General features: G+C 71.8%; 26 protein-coding genes. 18 read left to right on the forward strand and 8 right to left on the reverse strand.

The annotated features are described in order from the left end of the window. Window positions 1-624 precede the first annotated feature (624 nt). The 5 genes from ACIWQI_RS11540 (at window position 625) to glmM (ending at window position 4,359) form a co-directional block, all read left to right on the forward strand. Window positions 625-969, forward strand: coding sequence for a DUF222 domain-containing protein (locus ACIWQI_RS11540; RefSeq protein ID WP_396657566.1), 345 nt, complete (start codon window positions 625-627; stop codon window positions 967-969). Between the two features lie 35 nt (window positions 970-1,004). Then, the gene (locus ACIWQI_RS11545; protein ID WP_396657567.1) at window positions 1,005-1,793 is read left to right on the forward strand and encodes a DUF222 domain-containing protein; all 789 of its coding nucleotides are present in this window, start codon (window positions 1,005-1,007) and stop codon (window positions 1,791-1,793) included. Window positions 1,794-2,022: 229 nt separating this feature from the next. Further along, window positions 2,023-2,469, forward strand: coding sequence for a 50S ribosomal protein L13 (gene rplM / locus ACIWQI_RS11550; RefSeq protein WP_396657568.1), 447 nt, complete (start codon window positions 2,023-2,025; stop codon window positions 2,467-2,469). 28 nt (window positions 2,470-2,497) lie between these two features. Continuing rightward, window positions 2,498-2,986, forward strand: coding sequence for a 30S ribosomal protein S9 (rpsI, locus tag ACIWQI_RS11555; RefSeq protein WP_396657570.1), 489 nt, complete (start codon window positions 2,498-2,500; stop codon window positions 2,984-2,986). A gap of 14 nt (window positions 2,987-3,000) precedes the next feature. Further along, the gene (gene glmM, locus ACIWQI_RS11560; RefSeq protein ID WP_396657572.1) at window positions 3,001-4,359 is read left to right on the forward strand and encodes a phosphoglucosamine mutase; all 1,359 of its coding nucleotides are present in this window, start codon (window positions 3,001-3,003) and stop codon (window positions 4,357-4,359) included. A gap of 13 nt (window positions 4,360-4,372) precedes the next feature. Here the strand turns inward: glmM and lepB are convergent, their stop codons facing one another. The 3 genes from lepB to ACIWQI_RS11575 form a co-directional block, all read right to left on the reverse strand. Next, a complete protein-coding gene (gene lepB / locus ACIWQI_RS11565; RefSeq protein WP_396657574.1) occupies window positions 4,373-5,092 on the reverse strand; it encodes a signal peptidase I in 720 nt (239 codons plus the stop codon). A 31-nt stretch (window positions 5,093-5,123) separates the two neighbouring features. Next, a complete protein-coding gene (locus ACIWQI_RS11570; RefSeq protein ID WP_396657576.1) occupies window positions 5,124-5,750 on the reverse strand; it encodes a hypothetical protein in 627 nt (208 codons plus the stop codon). A 148-nt stretch (window positions 5,751-5,898) separates the two neighbouring features. Continuing rightward, entirely contained in the window at window positions 5,899-6,831 is a 933-nt protein-coding gene (locus tag ACIWQI_RS11575) for a Ppx/GppA phosphatase family protein (protein ID WP_396657577.1), read from the reverse strand. Between the two features lie 81 nt (window positions 6,832-6,912). On the opposite strand from ACIWQI_RS11575, the gene coaA reads away from it, so the two are divergent. From coaA to ACIWQI_RS11620, 9 genes are all read left to right on the forward strand, one after another. After that, window positions 6,913-7,857, forward strand: a complete 945-nt coding sequence (gene coaA / locus ACIWQI_RS11580; RefSeq protein ID WP_396657578.1) for a type I pantothenate kinase — start codon at window positions 6,913-6,915, stop codon at window positions 7,855-7,857. A 75-nt stretch (window positions 7,858-7,932) separates the two neighbouring features. Beyond that, the gene (gene glmS, locus ACIWQI_RS11585) at window positions 7,933-9,786 is read left to right on the forward strand and encodes a glutamine--fructose-6-phosphate transaminase (isomerizing) (RefSeq protein WP_396657580.1); all 1,854 of its coding nucleotides are present in this window, start codon (window positions 7,933-7,935) and stop codon (window positions 9,784-9,786) included. Between the two features lie 30 nt (window positions 9,787-9,816). Further along, complete coding sequence (locus ACIWQI_RS11590; RefSeq protein WP_396657582.1) at window positions 9,817-10,173, forward strand: holo-ACP synthase; 357 nt, start codon at window positions 9,817-9,819, stop codon at window positions 10,171-10,173. After that, on the forward strand, window positions 10,170-11,270 hold the full coding sequence (gene alr, locus ACIWQI_RS11595) for an alanine racemase (RefSeq protein ID WP_396657584.1): 1,101 nt from the start codon (window positions 10,170-10,172) through the stop codon (window positions 11,268-11,270). Before ACIWQI_RS11590 ends, alr begins: the two co-directional genes overlap by 4 nt. Before the next feature lie 50 nt (window positions 11,271-11,320). Beyond that, on the forward strand, window positions 11,321-11,788 hold the full coding sequence (tsaE, locus tag ACIWQI_RS11600) for a tRNA (adenosine(37)-N6)-threonylcarbamoyltransferase complex ATPase subunit type 1 TsaE (protein WP_396657698.1): 468 nt from the start codon (window positions 11,321-11,323) through the stop codon (window positions 11,786-11,788). Window positions 11,789-11,801: 13 nt separating this feature from the next. Then, window positions 11,802-12,443: a tRNA (adenosine(37)-N6)-threonylcarbamoyltransferase complex dimerization subunit type 1 TsaB gene (tsaB, locus tag ACIWQI_RS11605; RefSeq protein ID WP_396657585.1), complete on the forward strand. Its 642-nt coding sequence runs from the start codon at window positions 11,802-11,804 to the stop codon at window positions 12,441-12,443. Further along, entirely contained in the window at window positions 12,440-12,916 is a 477-nt protein-coding gene (gene rimI, locus ACIWQI_RS11610; RefSeq protein WP_396657587.1) for a ribosomal protein S18-alanine N-acetyltransferase, read from the forward strand. The genes tsaB and rimI overlap by 4 nt, the downstream gene beginning before the upstream one ends. Next, window positions 12,913-13,959 carry a tRNA (adenosine(37)-N6)-threonylcarbamoyltransferase complex transferase subunit TsaD gene (gene tsaD, locus ACIWQI_RS11615; protein WP_396657588.1) on the forward strand — a complete coding sequence of 349 codons (1,047 nt, stop codon included), beginning with the start codon at window positions 12,913-12,915 and terminating at the stop codon, window positions 13,957-13,959. Before rimI ends, tsaD begins: the two co-directional genes overlap by 4 nt. Then, complete coding sequence (locus ACIWQI_RS11620) at window positions 13,956-14,423, forward strand: hypothetical protein (RefSeq protein WP_396657590.1); 468 nt, start codon at window positions 13,956-13,958, stop codon at window positions 14,421-14,423. Before tsaD ends, ACIWQI_RS11620 begins: the two co-directional genes overlap by 4 nt. Here ACIWQI_RS11620 and ACIWQI_RS11625 read toward each other — a convergent pair. Beyond that, window positions 14,391-15,614 carry an SAM-dependent methyltransferase gene (locus ACIWQI_RS11625; RefSeq protein ID WP_396657591.1) on the reverse strand — a complete coding sequence of 408 codons (1,224 nt, stop codon included), beginning with the start codon at window positions 15,612-15,614 and terminating at the stop codon, window positions 14,391-14,393. The two genes, ACIWQI_RS11620 and ACIWQI_RS11625, sit on opposite strands and share 33 nt — an antisense overlap. A 205-nt stretch (window positions 15,615-15,819) precedes the next feature. Here ACIWQI_RS11625 and ACIWQI_RS11630 point away from each other — a divergent pair, with 205 nt between their 5' ends. From ACIWQI_RS11630 to ACIWQI_RS11645, 4 genes are all read left to right on the forward strand, one after another. Next, entirely contained in the window at window positions 15,820-16,983 is a 1,164-nt protein-coding gene (locus tag ACIWQI_RS11630) for a hypothetical protein (RefSeq protein ID WP_396657592.1), read from the forward strand. A 112-nt stretch (window positions 16,984-17,095) separates the two neighbouring features. Further along, window positions 17,096-17,302 carry a hypothetical protein gene (locus ACIWQI_RS11635; protein ID WP_396657594.1) on the forward strand — a complete coding sequence of 69 codons (207 nt, stop codon included), beginning with the start codon at window positions 17,096-17,098 and terminating at the stop codon, window positions 17,300-17,302. A gap of 73 nt (window positions 17,303-17,375) precedes the next feature. Further along, window positions 17,376-19,193, forward strand: coding sequence for a dynamin family protein (locus ACIWQI_RS11640; protein WP_396657596.1), 1,818 nt, complete (start codon window positions 17,376-17,378; stop codon window positions 19,191-19,193). Further along, window positions 19,190-20,695 (forward strand): dynamin family protein, encoded by a 1,506-nt coding sequence (locus ACIWQI_RS11645; protein WP_396657598.1) that lies wholly within the window; start codon window positions 19,190-19,192, stop codon window positions 20,693-20,695. Before ACIWQI_RS11640 ends, ACIWQI_RS11645 begins: the two co-directional genes overlap by 4 nt. Here the strand turns inward: ACIWQI_RS11645 and ACIWQI_RS11650 are convergent. From ACIWQI_RS11650 to ACIWQI_RS11665, 4 genes are all read right to left on the reverse strand, one after another. Beyond that, the gene (locus ACIWQI_RS11650) at window positions 20,636-21,205 is read right to left on the reverse strand and encodes a hypothetical protein (protein ID WP_396657600.1); all 570 of its coding nucleotides are present in this window, start codon (window positions 21,203-21,205) and stop codon (window positions 20,636-20,638) included. The two genes, ACIWQI_RS11645 and ACIWQI_RS11650, sit on opposite strands and share 60 nt — an antisense overlap. A gap of 179 nt (window positions 21,206-21,384) precedes the next feature. Beyond that, complete coding sequence (locus ACIWQI_RS11655) at window positions 21,385-22,143, reverse strand: IniB N-terminal domain-containing protein (RefSeq protein WP_396657602.1); 759 nt, start codon at window positions 22,141-22,143, stop codon at window positions 21,385-21,387. Window positions 22,144-22,256: 113 nt separating this feature from the next. Further along, a complete protein-coding gene (locus ACIWQI_RS11660; protein ID WP_396657604.1) occupies window positions 22,257-24,770 on the reverse strand; it encodes a LuxR C-terminal-related transcriptional regulator in 2,514 nt (837 codons plus the stop codon). A 7-nt stretch (window positions 24,771-24,777) separates the two neighbouring features. Next, on the reverse strand, window positions 24,778-26,631 hold the full coding sequence (locus ACIWQI_RS11665; protein WP_396657606.1) for an Hsp70 family protein: 1,854 nt from the start codon (window positions 26,629-26,631) through the stop codon (window positions 24,778-24,780). Window positions 26,632-26,765: the final 134 nt, after the last annotated feature.

The following is a 26,765-nucleotide window of genomic DNA, read 5'->3' on the forward strand; positions in this document are numbered from 1 at the left end:
TCGCGACGATGGTGCTTGCGTTCCTGCGCTTCTGGTGGCTCGCGAAGAACCGTCCCGAGGTGCTCACACAGATCGGGCGGACCCACACGGAGATGCTGGACGGCGTCGGGTAGGGGTCCTTTCGGGTCCGGGATCTGGCCCGGGACTCCTGGGCGGGGCGAGGGTCGGGGGACCCTCGCCCCGCCGTCTTGTTGGCGGTCGAAGCCGGCAAGGGCGGGCTGATCTTGTCCATGGATCGTAGAAAGATCCGAGTCAGTGTCGTAGCTGCGCCGTAGGATCATGGTATGGATGATCCCCTCGCCTGTATCGACGCAGCGCTCGTGCGCCTGCGCGCGGCCTGGGGCGCGGCTCGCGAGGCGAGCGAGCAGCATGCCGCCCGCGATGCCCGCGGACAGATCGATCAGATGACGGATGCCGGTCTCATGGCCGTGCACGAGGCGCTCGCCGCAGCGCGACGTCGGCTGGATGCGCTGCACGCCCCGGTGGCGGCAGAGATCGCCGGCCGGTCGGCAGCGGCGCGCGGCTCGGAGGGGTTCTCTCTCAAGAACGGGCATCGCACCCCCGTGAAGCTCATCGCCACGACCACCGGCGGGCACGCGGGGGATGCAGCGAAGCTGATTTCAGGTGGGCGAGGCCACGTCGGGGCGGATGACGTTCACCGGGGAGCGCACGACGCCGAAACGGCCGCACGTGGCGGCGGCGCTCGCTGCGGGCACGGTGAGTGTGACCGCGGCGGCGGCCATCGCGGTGATGCTCGACAAGCTCGAGGTGCGCGCCGCGGCCGCGGCGCTTGCCGAGGCCGAGGCCGCGCTCGTGACGCAGGCCGCGGTGCTGTCGCTCGATGAACTGCACGCCGTGCTGCGGCGCGCCGAGGCCGAGCTCGATCCGGAAGGACTGGCCGAGCATGTGGAGAAGCTGCGCGCCGAGCGGTCGCTGCGATTCCGTGAAGACCCTACGGCCGCATCGTGATGAACGGGGTGTTCGGGCCCGAAGACGGAGCCCCGGTGAAGACGGCCATCGAGGCGATGGTGACCAACGAGCTGCGCACCAGCCGCGGGGACAACCAGCCGGATGGTGACGGTCAGCTGTGGGACGGATCAGCGGCAGGCGTGCAGTGCCTGTGCGAGGAGTACCACGTCGAGAGCTGCGAAGCGCTGACCGGCCCGGATGCCGAGCCTGCGCTGGCCGAGACGCGGTCGATTCCGCAGATGAACGCCGATGCGCTGACGGCGATCTGCCGGCACGCGCTCGCCTGCGACGAGACCGAGCTGCCGCTGGCCACCACGACCGTGGTCGTGCGGATCCCGATCGAGGCGCTCCTCAGCGGCGACGGAGTGGCGACCATCGACGGTGTCGCCCAGCCGATCGGCGCGGGCACCGCGCGGCGGATGGCGGCGAACGGCAACGTGATCCCGTGCGTGCTCGGGGCCGACAGCGAGATCCTCGACTGGGGCCGTGCCAAGAGGTTCTTCACGCCCGCGCAGCGCCTGGCGCTGGTCGAGCGCGACGGAGGATGCGCATCGTGCGGGCTGCCACCCGGGATGACCGAAGCCCATCACCTGCGGTGGTGGGACCGGCACGAAGGCCCGACCGACCTGCGCAACGGCATCCTCCTGTGCACGAGATGCCACCATCTGGTGCACAACGAGGGGTGGGAGATCCGCATCGACCCGCCGCCAAGAGGGGATGCCACCGCCGGGGACGGTCTGGTTCATCCCGCCCGCGCACATCGACCGGGCACGCACGCCCCGGCTCGGCGGACGGAAGAGATTCGACTTCCTGCGCAGGCGTGATGTCGCCGTCGCGGCGTAGGGGTGTGGGTGCGGGTCCAGCGAAACGCCGCGCGTTTGGCCCAGGCATCCCCGTGCCGTAGGATGGTCCTTTGGCGCGCGGCTCTGCTGACCCGCCTGCCACGAACGTGAGCCCTCCACTGGCGCCCTTCGAACGCCGAACTGACGACGAGCGAAGCGCCCCGGAGCGGGATTCACGAACCTCTCCGTTCGAACAGAAAGCAGCATCACTGTGACGCGCACCTACACCCCCAAGGCCGGTGAAGTGACCCGCGAGTGGGTCGTCATCGACGCCACCGACGTCGTGCTCGGCCGCCTCGCCTCGCACGCGGCCGCGCTCCTGCGCGGAAAGCACAAGCCGACGTTCGCCCCGCACGTCGACACCGGCGACTTCGTCATCGTCGTCAACGCCGCCAAGGTGGCGCTCACCGGCCAGAAGCTCCAGAAGAAGCTGGCCTACCGTCACTCCGGCTACCCGGGCGGCCTGAAGGCCGTCCCGTACGAGGAGCTCCTCGAGCGCAACCCCGTCCGCGCGGTGGAGAAGGCGGTGCGGGGCATGCTTCCGAAGAACTCGCTCGGTCGCCAGCAGCTGACCAAGCTCAAGGTCTACGCGGGTGGCGAGCACCCGCACGCGGCGCAGAAGCCGACCCCCTACACGTTCGACCAGGTCGCCCAGTAAGCGCCGCCCGATCCCTAAGGACACACTGATGGCGAAGATCGCAGACTCCATCGAAGAGACGCCCCAGAACTTCTCGACCGAGACCCCGGTTGACCAGGCGGCCGTGGCCGCCGAGCGCCCCGTGCTCAACGTGCCCGGCTCCGCCGTCGGCCGCCGCAAGGAGGCCATCGCCCGCGTGCGCCTCGTGCCCGGCACCGGCGTCATCACGGTCAACGGCCGCGCGTTCGAGGACTACTTCCCGAACAAGCTGCACCAGCAGCTGGTCACCGACCCGTTCACCGTCCTCGGCCTCAACGACGCGTACGACGTCATCGCCCGCATCTCGGGCGGCGGCGACTCGGGCCAGGCCGGCGCGCTGCGCCTGGGCATCGCCCGCGCGCTCAACGAGATCGACCCCGAGAACAACCGCCCGACCCTCAAGAAGGCCGGCTTCCTCTCGCGCGACGCCCGTATCAAGGAGCGCAAGAAGGCAGGCCTGAAGAAGGCCCGCAAGGCGCCTCAGTACTCGAAGCGCTGATCGGCCGCGCTCCGATGCCGCTGTTCGGCACGGACGGTGTGCGCGGCCTTGCCAACGGCCACCTCACCGCCGATCTCGCGCTCACCCTGGCCCAGGCGACCGCCGTCGTCCTGGGTCAGGGGCGCACCGCCGAGGCGCGCCGCGCCGCCGGCCGCCGCCTCACGGCGGTGGTGGCACGCGATCCGCGCGTCTCCGGCGAGTTCCTCGCCGCAGCCGTGGCTGCCGGTCTCGCCTCGTCCGGTGTCGACGTCCTCGAAGCGGGGGTGCTGCCCACCCCCGCCGCGGCGTTCCTGGTCGCCGACCGAGACGCCGACTTCGGCGTCATGGTGTCGGCCTCGCACAACCCCGCCCCCGACAACGGCATCAAGATCTTCGCGCGCGGCGGGGTGAAGCTGCCCGACATCGTCGAGCGGCGCATCGAAGCCGCGATGGCCGGGCCCAAGCTGCAGCCCACCGGAGGCGACGTGGGGCGCATCCAGCGCTTCGCCGACGCCGAGGACCGCTACGTCCTCCACCTGCTCGGCTCGCTGCCGCACCCGCTCGACGGCATCCACGCGGTGATCGACTGCGCCCACGGCGCGGCGGCGGGCGTCTCGCCGGAGACGTTCCGGGATGCCGGGGCCCGCGTCACGGTGATCGGGGCTGATCCCGACGGGCTCAACATCAACGACGGCGTCGGGTCGACGCACCTGGACGCGCTGGCCGCGAAGGTGCGCGCGATGGGCGCGGACGTCGGGATCGCGCACGACGGCGACGCCGACCGCTGCCTGGCCGTCGACGCCACCGGGCGCGTCGTCGACGGCGACCAGATCATGGCGATCCTCGCCGTCGCGATGAAGGAGCGCGGCGAGCTCGTCGACGACACCCTCGTGGCCACCGTCATGAGCAACCTCGGTCTCAGCCTCGCCATGCGCGAGCACGGCATCGACCTCGTGCAGACCGCGGTGGGCGACCGGTACGTGCTCGAGGCCATGAACAAGGGCGGGTACTCGCTGGGCGGCGAGCAGTCCGGCCACGTCATCATGAGCCGCTACGCCACCACCGGCGACGGGCTGCTGACGGGTCTGCACCTGCTGTCCGAGATGGCGCGCCAGGGCAAGACGCTCGCGGAGCTGTCGTCGATCATGACGGTCTTCCCCCAGGTGCTGCTGAACGTCAAGGGCGTCGACCGCGACCGCGCGGCCACGGACGCGCCGTTGCAGGCCGCCGTCGCCGCGGTGTCGGCCGAGCTGGGAGACACCGGCCGCGTGCTGCTGCGCCCGTCGGGCACCGAGCCCGTGGTGCGCGTCATGGTCGAGGCCGCCGACGAGGACACCGCGCAGCGCCACGCCGGCGCGCTGGCCGAGGTCGTGCGCGAGCGCCTCGTCCTGTAGCGCCCGCCGTCGGTCAGAGGCCGCTCCAGCGGGTGACCGGCCACACGATGGCGACCGCGCGGCCCACGATGCCGTCGCGGTGCGCCCAGCGCCAGCATCCCTCCGCCTCCTCGGCCGTGCGGCACAGGTATGCGGAGTCCGACGAGTTCGCGCGGTTGTCGCCGAGGACGAGGTAGGAGTCGGCGGGGACGGTGACGGCGGCGAAGCAGCGCAGGGATGCCGGTGAGCTCGCGCAGTCGACGGCACCCGGCTCGAAGACGAGGTCATTCGTCACGTACGGCTCGTCCAGCGGCACCCCGTCGACCGTGATGCGGCCGTCGGCGGTACAGCATTCCGCGGTCTGCCCCGGGCCGGCGATGACGCGCTTGATCAGCGTGTGTTCGCCCGAGGGCCCGAAGCCCGACCACTCGCCGATCCAGCGGAGGAGGCCGATCAGCGGGCCGTCGTCGCGGTCGCTGTGCGGACCCCAAGACTGGTCGGCGTCGAACACGATCACGTCGCCGGTGGCCGGGCCGCCCCCGAGGTACGCGGGACGGAAGACGAGCACGCGGTCGCCCGGCCCCAGCGTCTGCTCCATCGAAGCTGAGGGGACCAGATACGGCTTGGCGATCAGGCTGAGCACGAGGCCGGTGACCACCACCGCCGCGGCGAGATGGAGCCACGGGCTGTCGGTGAGGCGGCGCCACCGCGGCCGCGTACGCGTGGGCGCGGTGGCGTCGGGCTCGTCGGTCACGCTTCAGGGTAGCCCGGGTGGTCGGGTGAGTTCAGTTCGGGGGCGGCGGAACGAGCGTCGAGTTCCCCCAGTTGAACCATTGGGTCCAGGTGGCGGTGTTGACGTCTCCGGCGTAGTCGTAGCTCACTCGGTACTGGAAGTACGGTCCGTTCGGCGCACACGGATTGATGTGCAGGCCGTCGTTGACGCTCTCGTAGGCCGTGATGTCACACGACTGAGCCGAATAGCCATTGGTGATCGTCCCCGGCCGGTCGCCGGTCGAGGGGAACACCAGGTCCCCCGCTTGATTCGCGGCGATTGTCTTCAGCAGGTACAGCTGCACGCTGTTCCATCCGCACCACGTCGAGTTGCCGGGGACGTTGCGAACCTGGATCGTGACGGGCGTGTCACACGCGGCGACGTGGAATCGCAGCCGGACGTCGCGGTGCTCGCGGTATGTCCGGCACGTGTGGCCGGGCTCCTCGTAGCGGGCGTTGTCGACGACCCAGTTCTGCGAATCGTTGGTGAGTCCGACGATGCACGGAGGGATGGACGCCGCGGCGACCGGTGCGGTGGCGGCGACCGCGATGACGGGCGCCGCCCAGGCGGCCCCCTTCACGACGGTGCGGCGGCTGACGCCCGGATTCGGGCTCGACGAAGGCTCGACAGAGTCGTTCATGTGTGATTGCTCCCAGTTGCAATTGGTGATTCCCCAGCAGCACGCGATGCGCGGCACCGTCAGAGAGGTCGACGGCGCGGGTCCGCGCGGACGCACCTGCCTCTTGGATGATTCCAGTCGGCCGAGAGCACTGTCAAGCGCGAGCGCGTCACTGCCAGTGCAGTGACTCGATGTAGCGCAGCAGCACACCCTCGCGCAGCGCCCAAGGCGCGACCTCGAGCTCGTCGACCTGCAGGGCGCGCATCGCCTCGTGCACGACCACCGCGGCCGCCGTGATCTGGAACGTGCGATCGGGGGTGATCCCGGGCAGCTCCTTGCGGGCCGACGCCGGAAGGCGGGCAAGCCGCGGGATCCACGAGCCGAGCGCTGCGCGAGGCATCCGCTGACGCTCCACCCCGGCCGGCCCGCCGTCGGAGTAGCCGGTGAGCTTCGCGAGCGACCGGATCGCCTTCGACGAGCCGACCACGAGGTCGGGGCGGGGGAGCCCGGCGAACGCCGCTGCGACCGGCTCGAGCGTCTCGCGGGCATGTGCGCGCAGGCGCTCCACCGCGTCCTCCCCGGGCGGATCGTCGGGCAGGAAGCGGACGGTCATGCGCCCGGCGCCGAGCGCGACGGATGCTGCGGCATCCGGCAGTTCCTCGCCCCCGGCCGCGATCTCGAGCGACCCGCCGCCGATGTCGAGCAGCAGGATCTGCCCCGCCGCCCAGCCGAACCAGCGCCGGACCGCGAGGAACGTGTACCGCGCTTCGGACTCGCCGCCCAGCACCTGCAGATCCTGGCCGAGCGATGCCTCGATGCGCGCGATGACCTGCTTGCCGTTCGCGGCCTCGCGCACCGCGCTGGTGGCGGTGGCCAGCAGCTCTTCGACCTCTTCTTCGGCGGCGATCCTCCGGGCCTCGGCGACGGCTGCCTCGAGCGCCTGCACGCCCTCCTCGGTGATCTCGCCGTCGGGTCCGAGGTACCGCATCAGGCGCAGCACCGTCCGCTGACTCGTCCGCCCCAGGGGACGGCCGCCCGGGTACACGTCGGCGACCAGCAGATGGACGGTGTTCGAGCCGATGTCGAGAACTCCCAGGCGCACGGCACTCAGGTTATCGGGTCGGCGTCGCGCGGCCGGGGCCGAGTGCCGCCGGGACCCCGTGGCACCGATAATATTGGCGCGATGTCTGCCGAGGAGGCCGTGAGCACGGCGCAGCTGTACCGAGAGATCGCACGTGCGGACTGGGCGCGCCTGGCGGCGGGCATGGCCCAGCCGCTCACCGAGACCGAGGTCGTGCAGATCCGCGGTCTCGGCGATCGCCTCGACATGACCGAGGTGCGGGAGGTCTACCTTCCGCTCAGCCGGCTGCTGAGCCTGTATGCGCACGCGACCAAGCGCCTGGGGGCGGCCACGGCGGAGTTCCTGCAGGAGAAGGACCCGACCACGCCGTTCGTCATCGGGGTCGCGGGATCGGTCGCCGTCGGCAAGTCGACCATCGCGCGCCTGCTGCGCGAGCTGCTCAGCCGCTGGGCGGACACGCCGCGCGTCGAGCTGATCACCACCGACGGCTTCCTCTACCCCAACGCCGAGCTCGAGCGCCGCGGGCTCATGGACCGCAAGGGATTCCCGGAGTCGTACGACCGCCGGGCCCTCGTGGACTTCCTCACCGAGGTCAAAAGCGGTGCGGCCGAGGTGCGCGCGCCCTTCTACTCGCACATGCGCTACGACATCGTGCCCGACGCGCAGATCACGGTGCGCCGACCCGACGTGGTGATCGTCGAGGGGCTCAACGTGCTCCAGCCCCCGCCGGCGCCGAACGACGTGGCCGTCAGCGAGCTGTTCGACTTCTCGGTCTACGTCGACGCGGATGCCGATCACATCGCGCAGTGGTACGTCGACCGCTTCCTCGCGCTGCGCCAGGCGGCCTTCGCGAACCCGAACTCCTTCTTCAATGTGTTCGCCAAGCTGAGTGACGACGAGGCGGTGGAGACGGCACTGGGCTACTGGAACAACATCAACCTCCCGAACCTCGAGGAGAACGTCGCGCCGACCCGGCACCGGGCGACCCTCGTACTGCGCAAGGGCGCTTCGCACGCCGTGGAGAGCGTGCTGCTGCGCAAGCTCTGACGCGCAGCGAGTCGAAACCCCGGCGGCATGCGGTCGCGGCATCCACTCAGCCACCCCGACCGTAGGATTGAGCGCATGTGTGGAATCGTCGGCTATGTCGGCCCGCGCCCCAGCCAGGGCATTCTGATGGCGGGCCTCGCACGGCTCGAGTACCGCGGGTACGACTCCGCCGGCGTGGCCGTGATCGACGGCGACGGAGGCCTGGGCATGCGCAAGCGGGCCGGCAAGCTCAGTGTGCTGCGCGACGACCTCGCCGCGCACGCGCTCGCCGACGGCACCACCGGGATCGGCCACACCCGCTGGGCCACCCACGGCGCGCCCAACGACACCAACGCCCACCCGCATCTGGCCGACGACGACCGGCTCGCGGTGATCCACAACGGCATCATCGAGAACTTCGCCGACCTGAAGGCCGAGCTCGTCGCCGATGGGTTCGCCTTCCGCTCCGACACCGACACCGAGGTCGCCGCGGTGCTGCTCGGTCGTGAGTACCGTGCCAACGGCAACGATCTGGTCGCCGCGTTCCGCGCCACCGTGAGCCGACTCGAGGGCGCGTTCACCCTGCTGGCCATGCACCGCGACCACCCCGGTCTCGTGGTCGGCGCGCGCCGCAACTCACCGCTGGTGATCGGGCTCGGCGAGGGGGAGAACTTCCTCGGCTCGGACGTCGCGGCCTTCGTCGAGCACACCCGCCACGCCCTGGCCATCGGACAGGACCAGCTCGTCGCGATCACCCCCGAGGGCGTCACGGTCACCGACTTCGCGGGCAACGCCGTCGAGCCGGAGCCGTTCGAGGTCACCTGGGACGCCTCGGCCGCCGAGAAGGGCGGCTGGCCGTCCTTCATGGCGAAGGAGGTGTCCGAAGAGCCGGAGGCGGTCGCCAACACGCTGCGTGGCCGCATCCGCGACGGCGCCGTCGCCATCCCCGAGCTGGACGGCCTCGACGAGCTCTTCCTCGGGATCTCGCGCATCATCGTGATCGCGTGCGGCACCGCCGCCTACGCCGGACAGGTCGGCAAGTACGCCCTCGAGCAGTGGACCCGCATCCCGACCGACGTCGAGCTCGCACACGAGTTCCGCTACCGCGACCCGGTGATCGGACCCGACACGCTCGTCGTCTCGATCAGCCAGTCGGGCGAGACCATGGACACGCTCATGGCCGTCAAGTACGCGCGCGAGCGCGGCGCGAAGACCCTCTCGATCTGCAACACCCAGGGTGCGACGATCCCCCGCGAGTCCGATGCGATCGTCTACACGCACGCCGGCCCCGAGGTCGCCGTCGCCTCGACGAAGGCCTTCGTCGCGCAGATCACCGCGCTGTACCTGCTCGGCCTGCACATCGGGGGGCTGCGCGGGACGCTGCCGCCCGCCGAGATCTCCGCCGCCGTCCACGAGCTGGAGGCGATCCCGGCCAAGATCGCCGAGGTGCTCCAGACCCAGCAGGCCCGCATCGAGCAGTTCGCACACTGGATGGCCGACACCCGCTCGGTGCTGTTCCTCGGCCGCCACGTCGGGTATCCGATCGCTCTGGAGGGCGCGCTCAAGCTCAAGGAGATCTCGTACATCCACGCCGAAGGCTTCGCCGCCGGCGAGCTCAAGCACGGCCCCATCGCGCTCATCGAGCCGGGTCAGCCGGTGTTCGTCATCGTGCCGTCGCCGCGCCGGTCGGCCGAGATGCACAAGAAGGTCGTCTCGAGCATCGAGGAGATCCGCGCGCGCGGAGCCCGCGTCATCGTCGTGGCCGAAGAAGGGGATGCCGCGGTGCTCCCGTTCGCCGACGAAGTGCTGCGCATCCCGCTTGCCGCACCCCTGTTCGAGCCGCTGCTCGCGGTCGTGCCGCTGCACATCTTCGCCATGGGCCTGGCCACGGCCAAGGGGCTGGACGTGGATCAGCCCCGCAACCTCGCGAAGTCGGTCACGGTCGAATAGGCCGCCGCCCCACAGCCCCGGAGGAGCGCGATGATCGTCGGGATCGGCGTCGACCTGGTCGACATCCCCCGCTTCGAGCGCTCCATCTCGCGCACACCGCAGCTGCTCGAGCGCCTGTTCGCGCCCGCCGAGCGCCTGCTCAAGCCCCGCTCGCTCGCCGCCCGGTACGCCGCGAAGGAGGCGCTCATCAAGGCGCTGGGCGGCTCGGACGATGTGTACTGGACCGAGATCGAGGTGACCCCCGAGGCATCCGGCCGGCCCTGGTTCACGCTCACCGGCTCGACCGCCGCCACCGTGCAGGCCCGGGGCATCACCACCCTGCACCTGTCGATGAGCCATGACGCGCACCTGGCCATCGCGTACGTGATCGCGCAGGCCGGCGCATGACCCTGCGCGAGGCGGTCATCGACACCGCAGCGATCACCGAGAACGTGCGGCACCTGCGCCGGCTCACCGGCACCGAGCTCATCGCCGTCGTCAAGGCGGACGGGTACGGGCACGGCGCCGAGCGGGCCGCACTCGCGGCGATCGCCGGAGGCGCCGACCGGCTCGGCGTCGCCGACGTCGAGGAGGCCATGGCCCTGCGCCGCGCGGGGATCTTCGCACCCCTCATGGCATGGCTGCACGAACCGGGCGCGTCCTTCGCCGAGCCCGCGGCGGCGGGCGTGGAACTGGGGATCTCGAGCTTCGACCAGCTGCAGCAGGCCGCCGCCGCGGCCTCCGCCTCCCGCCCCACCGTCGTGCATCTCAAACTCGAGACGGGCCTCTCGCGCAACGGCATCGCACCCGCCGACTGGGGGGTCGTCTTCGCGGAGGCCGCCCGGCTCGAGCGGATCGGCCGGCTGCGCGTGCTCGGTCTGTTCAGCCACCTCGCCAACGCGAGTCCCGAGGCCGACCTCGCGGCGGTGCGGGCATTCGAGCGCGGCGTGATCGCTGCGGCAGCGGTCGGGCTCAACCCGCCGCTGCGTCACATCGCCGCCACGCACGCGGCCATCGCGCTTCCCGAGGCGCGGCTGAACTGCGTGCGCGTGGGGCTCGGCATCTACGGACTGTCCCCGTTCGAGGGCCGCTCCTCCGCCGAACTCGGACTGCGCCCGGCGATGACCCTGCGCGGCGAGGTCGCCGCCGTGCGGCGCGTGCCCGCCGATACCGGGGTCTCGTACGGGCACGATCACCGCACGGCGCGGGAGACGACCCTCGCCCTCGTGCCGCTGGGGTATTGCGACGGGGTCTCGCGTGCCGCCGGCGGACGCGGGCCGGTCGTGATCGGCGGCCGCCGCTTCACCGTCGCCGGACGCGTCGCCATGGACCAGTTCGTCGTCGACGTCGGTGATGCGCCGGTCGCGGTCGGCGACGAGGCGGTGCTGTTCGGCGACCCGACCCTCGGGGTGCCGTCGGCCGACGACTGGGCGGATGCCTGCGGCACCATCAACTACGAGATCGTCACGCGCATCGGCCACCGTGTGCGCCGGGTGACCGAGTGACGGGGCTCGACGCGCTGGTCGGGCGGCGCGAGATCACGTCGCCTGCGGACATGGAGGCGCTCGGCGAGCAGATGGGCCGGATGCTGCGCCCCGGCGACCTCGTCGTGCTCACCGGCGCCCTGGGCGCCGGCAAGACGACGCTCACGCGGGGGATCGGAAGAGGGCTCGGCGTGCGCGGACCGGTGCAGAGTCCGACGTTCGTCATCGCCCGGACGCACCCGTCGCTGGGCGACGGGCCGCCCCTCGTGCACGTGGACGCGTACCGGCTGGGCTCGGCGGCGGAGCTCGACGACCTCGACATCGACGTCGACTCCGCGGTCGTCGTGGTGGAGTGGGGTCGGGCGATGGTCGACGGACTGCGCGAGCGCTGGTGGGAGGTCGAGCTCGAGCAGGAATGGGGCGGCACCGGTGTCGACTCGGCCTGCGGCACCAGCGGCCCGGCAGCCGCCGAGCTGGATGCCGCGGCCCCGCGCCTGGTGACGATCACCCGCCACGAAGCCGCTGCAGCGACCCGCTGACTACCCTGGAGAGGTGATCCTCGGCATCGACACGTCCCTCGGCACCGCCGTCGCGGTGGTCGAGCCCGACGGCGCCGTGCGCTCCGAGGTCGAGAGCCCCGATCCGCGCGGCCACGCCGAGGTCATCGGGACCCTCATCGCGCAGGCGCTGGCCGAGGCATCCGTCTCGCCGACCGACATCACCCAGGTCGCCGCCGGCATGGGCCCCGGTCCCTTCACGGGCCTTCGGGTGGGAATCGCCGCCGCCCGCGCGTTCGCCCTGGGCCGGGCGGTTCCGGTCGTTCCGGTGGTCAGCCACGACGCGATCGCGGCCACCCAGCTGATCGGCGACGCGCTGCGAGGCCTGGACACGCCGCGGTTCGCCGTCGTCACCGACGCCCGCCGCCGCGAGTTCGCCTACAGCGTCTACGACGACCTCGACGCGTGGGGGCTTCCGGTCCGTCGTGCCGATCCAGCGCTCGCGCCCCGCGACGAGCTGGACGCGATCCTCGCCGCCCTCGGCGCCGAGCGCCGTGACGCCGGCCGCGTCTCCGCGGCGATGCTCGGAGTCGTCGCTGCCCGGGCGACCGTCGCCGGCCGCCGCATCGCCGGCGACGAAGCCCTCTACCTGCGTTCGCCCGATGTGACTGCTCCGAAGCAGGCGGTGGCGCCGTGATCCGCCGCGCGACGATTGAGGACCTCCCCGCGATCATGGCGCTCGAGCGGGCCTCGTTCCCCGCGGACGCCTGGAGCGAGACGATGATGCGCGAAGAGCTCTCGTCCCCGCACAGTGCCTATTTCGTCGACGAGCAGGCGCGCCGGCTGATCGGCTACGCCGGGCTGCGGGCGCCCGCCGGCGCGAGGGACGCCGACGTGCAGACCATCGCGGTGGCCGCTGCGGCCCGGGGCACCGGCCGCGGCCGGGCGCTGCTGGAGGCGCTGCTGCGGGAGGCATCCACACGCGCCGTGCGGGAGATCTTCCTCGACGTGCGGGCCGACAACCCCGTGGCACAGCGGCTCTACGAGTCGGAGGGCTTCACCGAGATCGGCCGGCGGCCCCGCTATTACCAGCCCGACGACGTCGACGCCGTCGTCATGCGGCTCGATGTCGCGGCATGGGCAGACGCCCGGATGGAGGACGCGGGATGACCGAGCCGCTGGTGCTGGGCATCGAGACGAGCTGCGACGAGACCGGGATCGGCATCGTCCGCGGACGCACGCTGCTGTCGAACACGATCGCCAGCAGCATGACGGAGCACGCCCGCTACGGCGGCGTCGTGCCCGAGGTGGCCGCGCGGGCGCATCTGGAGGCGCTGCAGCCCGCGATCGCCGCCGCGCTCGGCGAGGCATCCGTCTCCCTCGGCGACCTCGACGCCGTCGCCGTGACCTCCGGCCCCGGGCTCGCCGGTGCCCTGATGGTCGGGATCGGGGCGGCGAAGGCGCTGGCGGTCTCGCTCGACAAGCCGCTGTACGCGGTCAACCACCTGGTCGGGCACATCGCCGCCGACCTGCTCGACGCGGATGCCCCGCCCCTCGAATACCCCACCGTCGCGCTGCTCGTCTCCGGCGGCCATACGTCGCTCCTGCTCGTGCGCGACCTCACGTCCGACGTGGAGCTGCTGGGAGAGACGATCGACGACGCCGCCGGTGAGGCCTTCGACAAGGTCGCGCGGCTTCTCGGGCTGCCCTACCCCGGCGGTCCGGAGATCGACCGCGCTGCGGCCGCGGGCGACCCGGCGGCGATCGCCTTCCCGCGCGGACTGTCGCGCGCATCGGACATGGCTGCACATCGATACGACTTCTCGTTCTCGGGGCTGAAGACCGCGGTCGCGCGGTGGGTGTCGGCGGCCGGCGCCGAGGTGCCCGTCGCCGACGTCGCCGCGAGCTTCCGCGAGGCGGTGGTCGACGTGCTGGTCACCAAGGCGCTCGCGGCGTGCGCCGAGACAGGCGTGCCCCGGCTCCTGCTGGGCGGAGGGGTGATCGCGAACCGTCGCCTGCGCGAGGTGACCCTGGAACGTGCGGAGGCCGCCGGCGTCACGGTGCGGATCCCACCGCTGTCGCTGTGCACGGACAACGGCGCCATGATCGCCGTCCTCGCCGCCGAGCTCATCGCAGCGGGCAGGCCGCCGTCGACACTGGCGTTCGGCGCGGACTCGACTCTGCCCGTCACCGACATCCAGGTCGCGGCATGAGCCAGATCCCACCGCCGCCACCGCCGCCGCTGCCGCCCGACCCCGACGGGGAGTCGTTCGTCGCCCCGGCCGCCTCCGCCCCACGTCTGCCGGGAGCGCCGCGGACCGGATTCGATCGCCTGCCGACGGCCCCGGTTCCGGCCCAGTCGCAGAGCGGGCCGGGCGAGGACGGCAGCGGCGAGCCCGCGCTGCCGTCGTGGCTGCCGGCGCCCGAGCCGGCGCGGCCGCACCGGGGGTACGCGCTCTGGGCCCTCGGTTTCGCGGTCGCAGGTCTCGCCGTGTCGCTGTTCGTGGGGTGGGGCATGCCGCTCGGTCTCGTGGCGATCGTGACGGCGATCCTGGCGCTGCGCCGGCCGTGGGAGAGCCGGGTGGTGGCGGTGTGGGCCCTCGTGCTCGGCGCGGTCTCGGTGCTCTACAGCGCCGGCTGGCTGCTATGGGCGGCGAGTCGCCTCGGCATCGTGTGATTCCCCGACGCGGTCGGCGAGGACCGCCACGCGTTTCGCGCCGACCCGCGTGAGGATGAGCGTCGCGGCATCGTCGCCACGCAGCCCGAGCCGGCTGCGCAGTGCCGCGGGGTCGACGTCGACGCCGCGCTTCTTGATCTCCAGCGTGCCGATGCCCCGCTCGCGCAGCGCGCGGCCGAGCTTCTTCACCTCGAACGGCAGGGTCTCGCGCACGCGGAACGTCGCCGCGAAGGGGCTGTGCAGCGGCGCATCGCCGGTCATGTAGGCCACGCGGGGCGCCAGCATCCCGGCCTGGAGCGAGCGCGCGACGTCGCCGATGAGACGCGCACGGATCACCGCGCCGTCGGGCTCGTGCACGAACGCGCCCAGTTCGCGCACCGCCTCGTCAGTGCTGTCAGCCGGAGCGGTCAGCTCGTACGCGGAGCCGGCGCGCAGCACCAGCGCCGCACGCCGCACCCCGGGACGGGCCAGGACGCCCGACCACAGCGCGAGCTCGACCACGGTGCCGTCGGCGCTCACCCACTGCGCCTCGGCGTCTTCGGGGATCGCAGCGCGGTCGAAGGCCGGTCCGAGCTTGATGCCCGCCGGGTGCTGCCGGGCGAGCGCCAGCCCCCAGTCCAGCGGCGGGGCGTAGTCGCCGGGACCGACCCGCGTCGTCTCGGTGTGTCCAGCCGTGCGGCGGGCGGGATCGAGCCAGACGCCGTCGCCCGGCTCCAGCGCCACGTCCTCGGCGCGGCCGTGCCGCACCTCGGCCTCGTCCCGGAACGGCGCCAGGTTGTAGGCGGCCAGGGCTGCGGTCACCTCGTCGGCGTCCACGGCCAGCACCCGCAGCCCGGCGGCCGCGAACGCCAGGGCATCGCCGCCGATGCCGCAGCCGAGGTCGGCCACCCTGCGGATGCCCGCGGAGCGGAATCGTCCCGCGTGCCGGGCGGCCACCGGCATCCGCGTCGCCTGCTCCAGCCCCGCCCTCGTGAACAGCAGCCGATCGGCGAACGCGCCGAACTTCGCCCGTGCCCGCGCCCGCAGGCGCGCCTGGCCGACCACCGCCGAGACGAGATCGGGGGAGTGGCCCGCGGCCCGCAGTCGCGACACCGCGCGCGCGACATCGGCGGTCGACTCGGGCTCGGGCACGGACTCCAGCAGCCGCAGCCCCTCCGGGGTCAGCAGCGCCTCGAGCTCGGAAATGTCCATCCGCCGAGCCTACGGTCGGGCTCGCGGCCGCACCATCTCGGCGCGGGGGCACCATCTCGGCGGGGAGGGGTGAGCCACCCCCGGGGGCCTGAGAACCCCCTATCTGGGGGTGGGGGGTTCCGGGGGGACCCCCGATGCCCACAACGGCGCGGCGGCGGAGACTTTCATCAACAGGCCAAGGGGCTCTTAAGAGATAGGAAAGATGATGGCTGACGACATCAACGCGAACGCACTCGGCATCCAGACGGTTGTCGACGACGTTCTGTCGAACAACGACCTGCTGTCGCACAACACGGACAACAGCGACAACTCGGACAACTCGACGCACGACACGGACGTGCTGTCGAACAACGACCTGCTGTCGAACAACACGGACAACTCGACCGACGACTCGTACAACGACCTGCTGTCGCACAACACCGACAACTCGGACAACTCGGACAACTCCGACAACTCGGACAACTCCACCAACGACTCGTACAACGACAACTCCACCAACGTGGATGTCGACGCGTCGGACCACAACTCGCACAACGACAACTCGATTGAGGACTCGGGCAACACGCGCATCGAGGACTCGGGCAACACCACCCTGTTCGACTTCTCGACGAACGCGGGCATCCGCCAGTACAACACCGGCATGCAGGACGTCAACGCCATCAACGGCGCCGGCGGCGGCGGCGGACACGGCTGGGGCGGCGGCGGTGGCGGCTCGGTGAACATCGAGAACCGCCCGACCACGGTCGACCAGTCGGTCAACGCCAACATCTCGGCAGCCGGCGGTGCCGGCGGTGCGGCCGCGGCCATCGGCGGACTCGCCGGCGGCGGCGACGGCGGCTTCGGTGCGGACGGCGGCGACGGCGGCAACGGCGGTGTCGGTGTCGGCGGCGACGGCGGCCACGGCGTCGGTCTCGGCCTCTTCGGCCCTGACGGCGGTGACGGCGGCACGGGCGTCGGCGTGACCGGCGACGGCGGCAACGGCTACGGCGGGGCCGACGGCGACGGCGGCATCGGCGGCGACGCAGCGGCAGTCGGCGGCTGGGGCGGTGGCGGCAACGTCACGATGTTCAACAACAACAGCGCGAACGTCGCCTCCGGTGACGGCTCGATCGCGGCCGGCGACGACGTGTACGTCGACAACTCCTCGTTCGAGATGAACATCGGCGACGTCTCGATCGGCAACACGATCGACTCGTACAACGCGAAGATCGACGCCAAGGTCGACAACTCCGACACCTGGGTGACGAAGATCAACGACTCGTTCAACGACACGTACAGCTACGAGGACAACTCGAACAACCTGGACGTGGACGTGGACGTCGACGACTCGAACGTCGGCAGCCCCTTCGGGGACGTCGTCGACTTCTGAGTCGAGGCACGCACGCAGTGCAAGAGCCCGGCCGCCCTTCGCGGGGTGGCCGGGCACGCCCCCATCCGGGGGACTGAACAGCAGGAAACCAGAAGACTAGGATCGGTGCAGGATGTTTCCGGAAGACGCCCACCTCGACCGGCTCGGCGAGACGCCGACCGTCGCGGATCCGTGGGCGACCGGCGACCTCGGCGCCGACATGTTCAGCTCGGAGATCGCGAACGTCGACGCCTCGGACTGGGACGTCGACACCGACCTCATCTGGGGGGACGATGGTGACCCCGCAGACGACGGAGGTGCCTTCGATCTCCCGGTCTGACATGTCTTCCTTCAGCACACGCGGCGGGGATCTCCCGCCGCGTGTGCTGGCATGATGGGAGAGGGAGGCGACAATGGCTGATCGCGTCGAGTCCATCGCACGGGTGGTACAGGAGACACGAGCTCTCGCCGAGGCAGCCGGCCGTGCCGACCTGGCGGAACGTCTCGATCGCACCTACGACCGGCTGCGCGATCCCAACGTGCGGGTCGTGGTGGTCGGCGAGTTCAAGCAGGGCAAGAGCAAGCTCATCAACGCCCTCGTCAATGCGCCGGCATGTCCGGTCGACGACGACATCGCCACCAGCGTCGCGACCTCGGTCGGATACGCGCCCGAACCCTCCGCCGCCGTGCTCGTCAAGCCCGAGCACGACGCCGACAAGCCGCAGCGCCAGGAGATCGCCCTCGACGAGATCGCCGAGTACGTCTCCGAGCGGGGCAACCCGGGCAACTCCCGCCACATCGTCGAGGCGCAGGTGCTGCTGCCCCGCGAGATCCTCAAGGGCGGCCTGACCCTCATCGACTCTCCGGGCGTGGGCGGACTGGAGTCGTTCAATGCGCTGCAGACGCTGTCGATCCTGTCGACCGCGCACGCGGTGCTGCTGGTCTCCGACGCGTCGCAGGAGTACACCGAGCCCGAAGTGCAGCTCATCCGCTACGCCATGCGGATGTCGCCGAACGTCGCGACGGTGCTGTCGAAGACCGACCTCTACCCGACCTGGCGGGAGATCGAGTCGATCGATCGCAGGCACCTCGGCGAGATCGGGGAGGTCCCGATGTTCTCGGTGTCGAGCGACCTGCGCCTCATGGCCGCCGACCTGCGCGACTCCGAGCTCAACGACGAGTCGGGCTTCCCGGCGCTCGTCGCCCACCTGCGGCGCGAGGTGCTCGGCCGCGCCGAGCTCATCCAGGAGCGCGCCGCCGCGCACGACCTCAGCTCGGTCGCCGAGCAGCTCCAGATGACGCTCAACGCCGAGCTCAACGGCATCCTCCACCCCGAGGACACCCCGCGGATGATCGCCGAGCTCGAGGAGGCGAAGGCGCGGGCCGACGAGTTCCGCAGCCGGTCCGCGCGGTGGCAGGTGACCCTCTCCGACGGGATCTCCGACCTCATCGCCGACATGGAGCACGACCTGCGCGACCGGCTCCGCGCCGTGCAGCGTGAGGCCGAGGCCGCGATCGACGAGGGCGACCCGGGTCCTATCTGGGGGACGTTCGTGGAGTGGCTCGAGCAGCGCGTGGTCAGCGTCGTCTCCGAGAACTTCGTCTGGACCGACGAGCGGTCGCGGTGGCTGGCCGAATCGGTCGCCGAGATGTTCGAGGAGGGCAGCTCGCGCATCCCCGCGATCGACGTGAGCGACACCCGGGGCGTGCTCGATCCGATCGACACCCTGCCGGACATCGACGCCGGGAATCTCAGCGCGGCCGAGAAGATCTACATCGGCGTCCGCGGCTCGTACGGCGGCGTGCTCATGGTGGGGCTCGCCACCGGGCTCATCGGGCTCTCGCTCATCAACCCGCTGTCTCTGCTCGCCGGCGTGCTCGTCGGCCGCCGCGCCTACCGGGAGGACATGTCGTCCCGGCTGTCGCGACGCCAGAACGAGGCGAAGAACCAGGTGCGCCGCTACATCGACGAGGTGATCTTCCAGGTCGGCAAGCAGCTGCGGGACCGGCTGCGGCTGGTGCAGCGCCTCTCGCGCGACCACTTCGGAGCCCTCGCCGAGGAGCTGCACGTCTCGGTGACGCAGGCGCTGAACGCGGCGCGCCAGGGAGCCACCGTGTACACCGAGCAGCGGGACGAGCGGGTCGGCCAGCTTCGCGCAAAGCTCGGCCAGCTCGAGTCCCTGCGTCGGATGCTTCCGGCGGTGCCCGCCTCCGAGGACGTGCGAGCGTGAACGATCGTCAGGACGCCGAGGTGCTGCTGACCGCGGCCCGCAGCGCCTATGAAGGCGACGCGGAGGCGCTCGCGATCATCGAGGAGCTCGAGCGGCGTCTGGCCGAGCCGCTCCGGCTCGCGCTCGCCGGCATGGTGAAAGCCGGCAAGTCGACGCTGCTCAACGCCATGCTCGGCGAGGAGATCGCGCCCACCGACGCGGGGGAGTGCACTCGCGTGGTGACCTGGTATCGGTACTCGCACACGCCGACCATCACCCTGCACACGATCGACGGCGAGCAGCGCCGCCTGCCGGTCCGGCGTGCGGACAGCCGTCTGGTGCTCGACCTCGCCGGGTTTCCGGCCGAGCAGGTCGCACAGCTCGACGTGGGCTGGCCGCTCCCCGCCCTGAAGTCGATGATCCTCATCGACACGCCAGGCATCGCGTCGCTGTCCACCGACATCTCGGCGCGCACCACCGGCTTCCTCACCCCGGAGCACTCGACGTCGGCGGCGGACGCCGTCGTCTACCTGATCCGCCACCTGCATCCCTCCGACGTCAACTTCCTCGAGGCGTTCCGCGACACCGCCGCAGGTGTGTGGCAGACCATCTGCGCGATGGGCGTGCTCTCCCGTGCGGACGAAGTCGGCTCCGGACGCATCGACTCGCTGCTGTCGTCGCGCAAGGTGGCGAGCCGCTACGAGCGCGACCCGGAGCTGGCCTCGCTCGTGCTCGGCGTGCTGCCCGTCGCCGGGCTCGTCGCGCAGGGGGCGCGCACGCTCCGCGAGGATGAATACGCCGCCTTCCGCGCGCTGGCGGGCCTCGACCGCGCCGACCGCGAGCGGCTGCTCGTGTCGGCCGATCGCTTCGCCGGCCCCAACGACGCCGTCGAGCTGAGCCGCGCCCAGCGCGCGGCGCTGCTCGACCGCTTCGGCATGTACGGCGTGCGCCTGGCGACGGCGCTGATCCGCGGCGGCGCGCCGACCTCGTCGGCACTGTCCGAGCAGCTGATCGCGCAGAGCGGCCTGATCGAGCTGCAGCAGGCGATTCGCGACCAGTTCCGCACTCGGGCGACGCTGCTGAAGCTGCGCGGCGTGCTGATGGGGCTCGAGCAGCTGCTGCGCGATCGGCCCCGCGAGGGCACCGCAGAGGTCGAGGCCGGTATCGAGCGGATCTCGGCATCCACGCACGGCCTTCGCGAGCTCGCGCTGCTGTCCACCCTCCGCTCTGACGGCCTTCCGCTGCCGTCCGACGACATCGCCGACGCCGAACGCATCCTCGGCGGCGCGGGCACCGCCGTGCACCACCGGCTCGCGCTGGCCGAGGACTCCGGTGCCGACGCCGTCCGCGAGCGGGTGGACGCGCTCGTCGTGCGCTGGCGCACCCTCAGCGAGAGTCCGCTCACCGAGCGCGCCGGTGTGGCGGCCTGCCGCACCGTGCTGCGCAGTCTCGAGGAGATCCGCTCAGAGGTCGGAGTGCAGGGGACCGGTCGGACCGGGGCGGAGGTCGTACTGCCGGGCTGACCACGTCATCGCTGGGGGAAGCACGCTGCAGATCAGCGCCAGCAGCACGATCCCGCACCAGATCGCCAGCAGCGGGAACAGCACGGAACCGCGCTCGCCGACGGCGACCAGCTCCCGCGAGAACAGCAGCAGGCACACCATGATCAAGAAGGTCGCCAGCTGCCACCAGCGGATGCGCCGGCGCCGGCCCATGAACGACACCAGCAGCGTGATCTGCATGAGCACGACCAGGACGATCGCGGTGAAGAAGATCCAGAAGATGATGTCGGCGGCCGACTCGTACGTCTCCTCGGGGCGGCCCTCGGTGACCGCCCGCACGACGTCCGCGATCAGCGGCAGCTGCGTCTCGCGGATGACGAAGAGGTAGACCGCGATGAAGCCGCCGAGCGCGATGCCGACCACCCAGAGCAGCTGGGCGCATCGCACCGCGAACGGCGGCGGCATGGTGGCGATCACCGGCGCGGTGCTGGGGTGCACCACCGGCGGACGGGGAGGGGGCACGCGCAGCACCGCTGGAGCGGAGTCCTTCTGAGGCTGCGCCTGCCCCGGTGCCGCTTGGGGGGGAGCGGGCACCGTCACGGGCGTGATCCGCCCGATGGCCTGACTGGGGCGTCGAGGAGCAGGGGCAGGGACAGTACGTCCCGCCCCGTGCTGACCGTGCGAGGGCACCGGCTGCTTGTCTTCGCCGCTCACATGTCCTCTGAGGTCTCGTCGATCTGCGTCTCAGGTGCCGGGGGCAGCGCGGGCTGCGTGTCGGCGTAACCGCCCTGATCCTCCGCCGTGGTGAGGTCGGTCATCAGAGGCTCGGGCTCGGTGACCGGGGCGGAGTCGACCGCGGCCATCGCCGTGCCGGCTCCGCTGTCCGTGTCGTTCGAGACGTCGAGGTCGCCCTCGACGGTCGAGTCGGTGACCTCGACGGTAGTGGTGTCCGATGCGTCGACATCGGCGTCCACATCGGTGTTGTGGCTGCCGGTCGTATTGCCGACCGCCACATCCCCGACGGTGACATCGGTGGAGGAGTTGTCGACGAGGGCATCGTCTCCGGCGGCCACAGCCTGATCGCCGGAGGCGACCACGGCCGACTGGTCGAAGATCTGCGTCACGTCGCCGCCCTCGGTCCAGATGTTCTGGTTCGTCGACTGGTCGATGATGGTCGAGCGGTTCTCGATCGTCGTGAACTGGTTGATGATGCGCGTGATCTCCTTGATGACCTCGTCCGGCGGCTCGGGCGGGTTGGGGTTCACCGGCGTGACCGGGTGGACGTCGTGGTGATCGATGATGATCGGCGCGACCGTCTTCACATCGGCCAGGCACGCGTCCGAGACGCCGCCGGCTGCCATCGCCGCCTCCGGGGCGGCGTGGAACTCGGCCGCGGCGTCGGGGTCGCGCAGCAGGCTGAGGATGAAGGAGATCAGCGCATCAGCAATGGTCTCTACCGGTGTGCTCATTTTCGTGTCCCCCGTCGGTGGTCATAGTCGTGGTCAATACTGTGAATCTAGGTGGCAGAACTCCCGTCGGCATCGGGGGGAGCCCCGATGCCGGACGGGGGGTGGACGGGGGATCACTCGTCGGCCCCCCGTCCGTCGGGCTCCTCGGCGAGGAGCGCCCGAAGCTTGGCGATGAGATCAGAGCGCGAGGTCGCGCCGAGCCGGCGGCGGATGTGCGCGATGTGGTGCTCGGCGGTGCGCGGCGAGATGAAGATGGTCGCGCCGATCTCGGCGTAGGTCCGGCCCTGCACGACGAGCCGTGCGACCTCGAGCTCGCGTTCGCTGAGCAGGTCGTCGGCCGCGGACGTCGACTGCTCCCCGGCGGGCCGCCGGGCGGCGTCGGTGGGGTGCAGTTCGCGCGCCCGGGCGAGCAGCCTCGCCGCGATCCGCCGATCCTCGGTGCGACTTGCCCCGTGTCCGGCAAGACGCGCGCCGTCCCACGCCAGGCCCACCTCGGCCAGTGCATCGGCGGCCGCCTCGACGGCGTCGGCGTCGACGGTGCCTCCCAGCACCGCGGTCCACACGCGGCCCGCACGCGCCATCGCCGCCGCGACCCGGCTCGTGCGGCCGGCTGCGACGAGTGCGCGGGCGTGCGGGGTCAGCTGGTCGGGCCGCGAGAGCAGGATGCCCTGCTGGATGCCCGCCCAGTGCACATGTGCCGCCCACAGCGGCGAGCCGAGACGCTCCACGAGCTCCACGGCGGCCGCCAGCGCCGCGCGCAGCATCCCGGACTGGCCGAGCTTCGCCGCCGACGTGACGAGCTCGGCCAGCGGCGAGAGCAGGAACAGGTCGACATCGACCCGCAGCAGCCCGCGACGTGCGCGCGACCACGCCGCCTCCAGCGCGGCGTCGTCCTCGTAGCGACGCGCGATCGCGATGCGCACCGTGTCGGCGAGGAACGCGTCCCGTGGGGTGAACCGGTTCCGCGCCGCCTGGGCGGCTTCCTCCAGTGCGGCGCGCGCGTCCAGCGGGCGGGCGCGCAGGACGGCGATCCACGCGCGCCACAGCAGGAGCCGCGGCTGGGCCCAGCGGCCACCGTGGTCGGCTTCGATCGCCTCGTCCAGCACGGCGTGCGCGGCATCCAGGTCGCCCATCGCCACGGCGGCGCTCGCGGCGATCACCGCGGGCAGCTCGGGGATGGGCGCGGTCGCGCGGGCGGCCGAGTACAGCTCGGCGGCCCGTTCGAGCTCGGCCACCGCTGCGCCCGGATCCTTCGCGAGCGTGCCCGCCAGGCCCTCTCGCAGCAGATCCATCGCGACGCCGAGGGTCGTGGGTGCGGTGCGCCGGGCGCCGGACGGCTCCGTCGCCTCGACGGGGCTCGTGTCGCCGACGGCGAAGGCCGCGATGACGGCGCCCGGAGCCGACGCGTCCAGCGTCGTGTACACCGAATGCGCGTGGCCCATCTGACCGCGGGCGGCCCACACGGCCGCGGACAGATCTGCCAGCGCGGCCACCGGCTCGACCTCGTCGACGACGCGAGCCGCCTCGTCGAGGTCGCCTGCCGCGAAGGCCGCACGGGCACGGCGCGGCCGCAGGTCGTCGGCGCTCCCGCCGCAGGCGACGGCGGCGTCGTACAGCTCCGCCGCGTGCGACGGCTGCTCGTCGACCAGCCGGTCGCCCTCGTGCGCCAGAGCCTCGGCGATCGTCGTGTCGTGGACGTAGCCCAGCCACTCGCGCGTCTCGGCGTCGCCGTCGGCCGCGGCCCGGGCGATGCCCCCCGACATGTCGACGGTGAGCTGCGCGGCGGTGTGGAACGGGATCATCGCGCGCACGGTCGTGCGCACGAGCGGCACCGGCTGCCCGGTGCGCAGCAGCAGCCCCTCGGCGTAGCCCCGCAGGATCGCATCGTCGTCGGGACCCTCGTCCGCGAGGGCGCGGGCGTGCAGGTCGGCGGTGAGGCACCGCGCCTCCACGGCCTGCCGGAGCGGATCGTCGAGCAGATCGAGGCGGTAGGCGATCAGCTCTCCGAGCATCCTGGCCAGCTCGCGATGATCGGGGTCGTCGGCGCAGTCGCGCTCGTCGTGCGCCTGCAGCGCCTCGGCGACCAGCCACGACACTCCGCCGGTGACCGTGAGGATGTGCTCGACGCACGAATCGGCGATCGGATCGTCGTCCAGGTGCGTGAGCAGGTCGGACCGTGAGATGTGGCCGAGGACGATCGCGGGGTGTGCGCTCTCGAGCTGGGTCGCGATGCTGCTCAGGGCCTCAGAGCGCGGCCACGGCCGGCTCGCCACGACGAGCGCCGCGTCCTGATCGGCGGCGCGACGGCCGATCTGGTCGACGAGGTCGCCGGACATGAGATGCAGGTCGTCGACGAGCAGCACCTCTGCGCGCGGCACCTTGACGCCGCGCGACTCGCGACCGGAGAGCACCGTGACCCGCTGGTCGCCGTCGGTGAGGTGGCGGTGCAGCCGGCGCAGCAGCGCCGTCTTGCCCGAGCCGGCGTTGCCGACCACGATCGCCCGGGGGGCGAGGCCCGCGGAGGGCGACACCGCCGCCAGCGCAGACCGCAGATGCCGCTCGGACACGAGCGCGCGCCCGATGCGCGCATCGGCATCCGGAGTGGACAGGAGTATCGACATCGTCATGTTCCGATCAGGTCGCCGTGGGCGAGGGCTCAGGTGACGGATCGGGTTCCGACGTCGGCTCGGGTTCGGGTTCCGGCTCGGGCTCCGGTTCGGTCGTCGGCGGCGTCGTGGGCTCGGTCGTCGGCGGCGTGGTGGGCTCGGTGGTCGGCGGCGTGGTGGGCTCGGTGGTGGGCGGGGTGCTCGGCTCTGTGGTGGGCTCGGTCGTCGGCTGTGTCGTGGGCTCCGTGGTCGGCGACGGCGTCACGATCGGATCCGGTGATGCCGGCGGCTTCGTGGTCGTCTTCTTCGGGGTCGGCTTGGGGGTGGGTCGCAGCGGAGTCGACCGGGGGTCGACGGCCTCGCGCTCGCCGCCTCGTTGTTCGACCCGCTGGACAGGTGCCGTGCGCGGGGACGGCGCGGTGTCGTCCGCGGTCGATGCCGGCTCCGTCTCGGGCGACGGGGCGAGTGCCTCGGGCGACGAGGAGTCCGAGGATGAGGGCTGGAAGACCGGCGTCATCTGCATGGTCGCCACGCCGTCGATGCCCTGATCGGCCAGAGATCCCGCCGTCAGTGCGCTGGCGGTGACGATCGCGCCGGCGACGATCGTGGCGGCTGCGGCCAGCAGCAGCGGCGAGGTGCGCCGGTGCGGGCGCGGGGCGTCCGGCCGCACCAGTGCCGTCCCCGCCATGCCCGCCGTCGCCGCCGCGGCCACGGCGGTCTCCGACTCCCCGGTCAGCGCCAGGGCGGTGCCGGGCTCGTCGGCCGCGACCGGCGCGGCGAGGAGCTGGTCGTTGACACGGATCAGCGCGGTGCGTGCGGCACCGAGGGCGACGGACGCCTTGGGGTCGGTGTCGACGGCGATCGGGCGGTCGAACCGCTCGGACAGCCGCTGGGCGACCAGCGGGATGCGAGACGAGCCGCCGATCAGCAGGATCGCTTCGAGCTCGCGCGGCTCGAGGGTGGCCTCCTCGCAGGCCGCATCGAGGGCGTCCACCGTGCGATCGAGCGCCGGTGCGATCATGTCCTCGAACTCCGCACGCGTCAGCCGCACGGTAGCGCGGTCGGCGCCGATCAGCACGGGGATCGTCACGTCGGAGTCGAACGAGAGAGCCTCTTTCGCGTCCACGCACTCGCGGCGCAGCTGAGCGAGCCCGAGGGAGATGTCCGGGTCGTCGAGCGCGAGGGCGGTCGTATCCACGCCGGCGACCGCCAGCACGTGCCGGAGCACCGCATCGTCGAAGTCGGCGCCACCGAGGTCGTCGATGCCGCTCGGCGCGACTGCGGGAGCGAAGTCGCCGTCCTCTTCCGCGCGCAGGATGATCGTGTCGAAGGTCCCCCCGCCCAGGTCGTACACCGCCAGAGCCTGCCCGGCCGCGAGCGGATGGCCCGCCGCGTAGTGGCGTGCCGCGGCCTCCGGCTCGGTGATCATCATCACCTCGGTCATGCCCAGGCGCGCCAGCGCCGCCTCGACCATGCCGATGCGGTGCGGTCCCCACGCGGTCGGGTGGGTGACGGCCAGGATGTCGGGGGTGCGCCCCTCGCGCTCGGTCGCCGCATCGACGACGGACGCCACCGTCTGGGCGTACAGCTCCGCGGAGGTCAGGCGCCGTCCGCCGACCGAGTGCGGCACCTCGTCGCCGACACCGCGCTTGAACTCGCGGATCAGCCGCTCGGGCTGCGTGATGCCGCGCCGCTCGGCGGCATCACCGAAGAGCAGCTCGCCGTCATCGCAGACGAACACCGCGCTGCCGACACTGTCGCCGCGCCGCCCCAGCGTGATCGGCGTCGTGCGGATGCTGCCGTCCGCTTCCAGGCGTGCGGTCGCTGCCGCAGTCCTGCTCGTTCCGATGTCGACGGCAAGCACATACGTGCTGAGCGTCATGTCCCAAATCCCCCCAGATTCTGGACGCTCCCCCCAGAAGCCTTTGTAGCACCACCCGCCGACGAAAGCGAGTGCGCTGCGCAAACCCGGGGCTGTGACAACCAGGAGTCCGGCCAGGCGGATGGTGATACATC

This window comes from Microbacterium sp. (assembly GCF_044508325.1).
GTDB lineage: Bacteria > Actinomycetota > Actinomycetes > Actinomycetales > Microbacteriaceae > Microbacterium.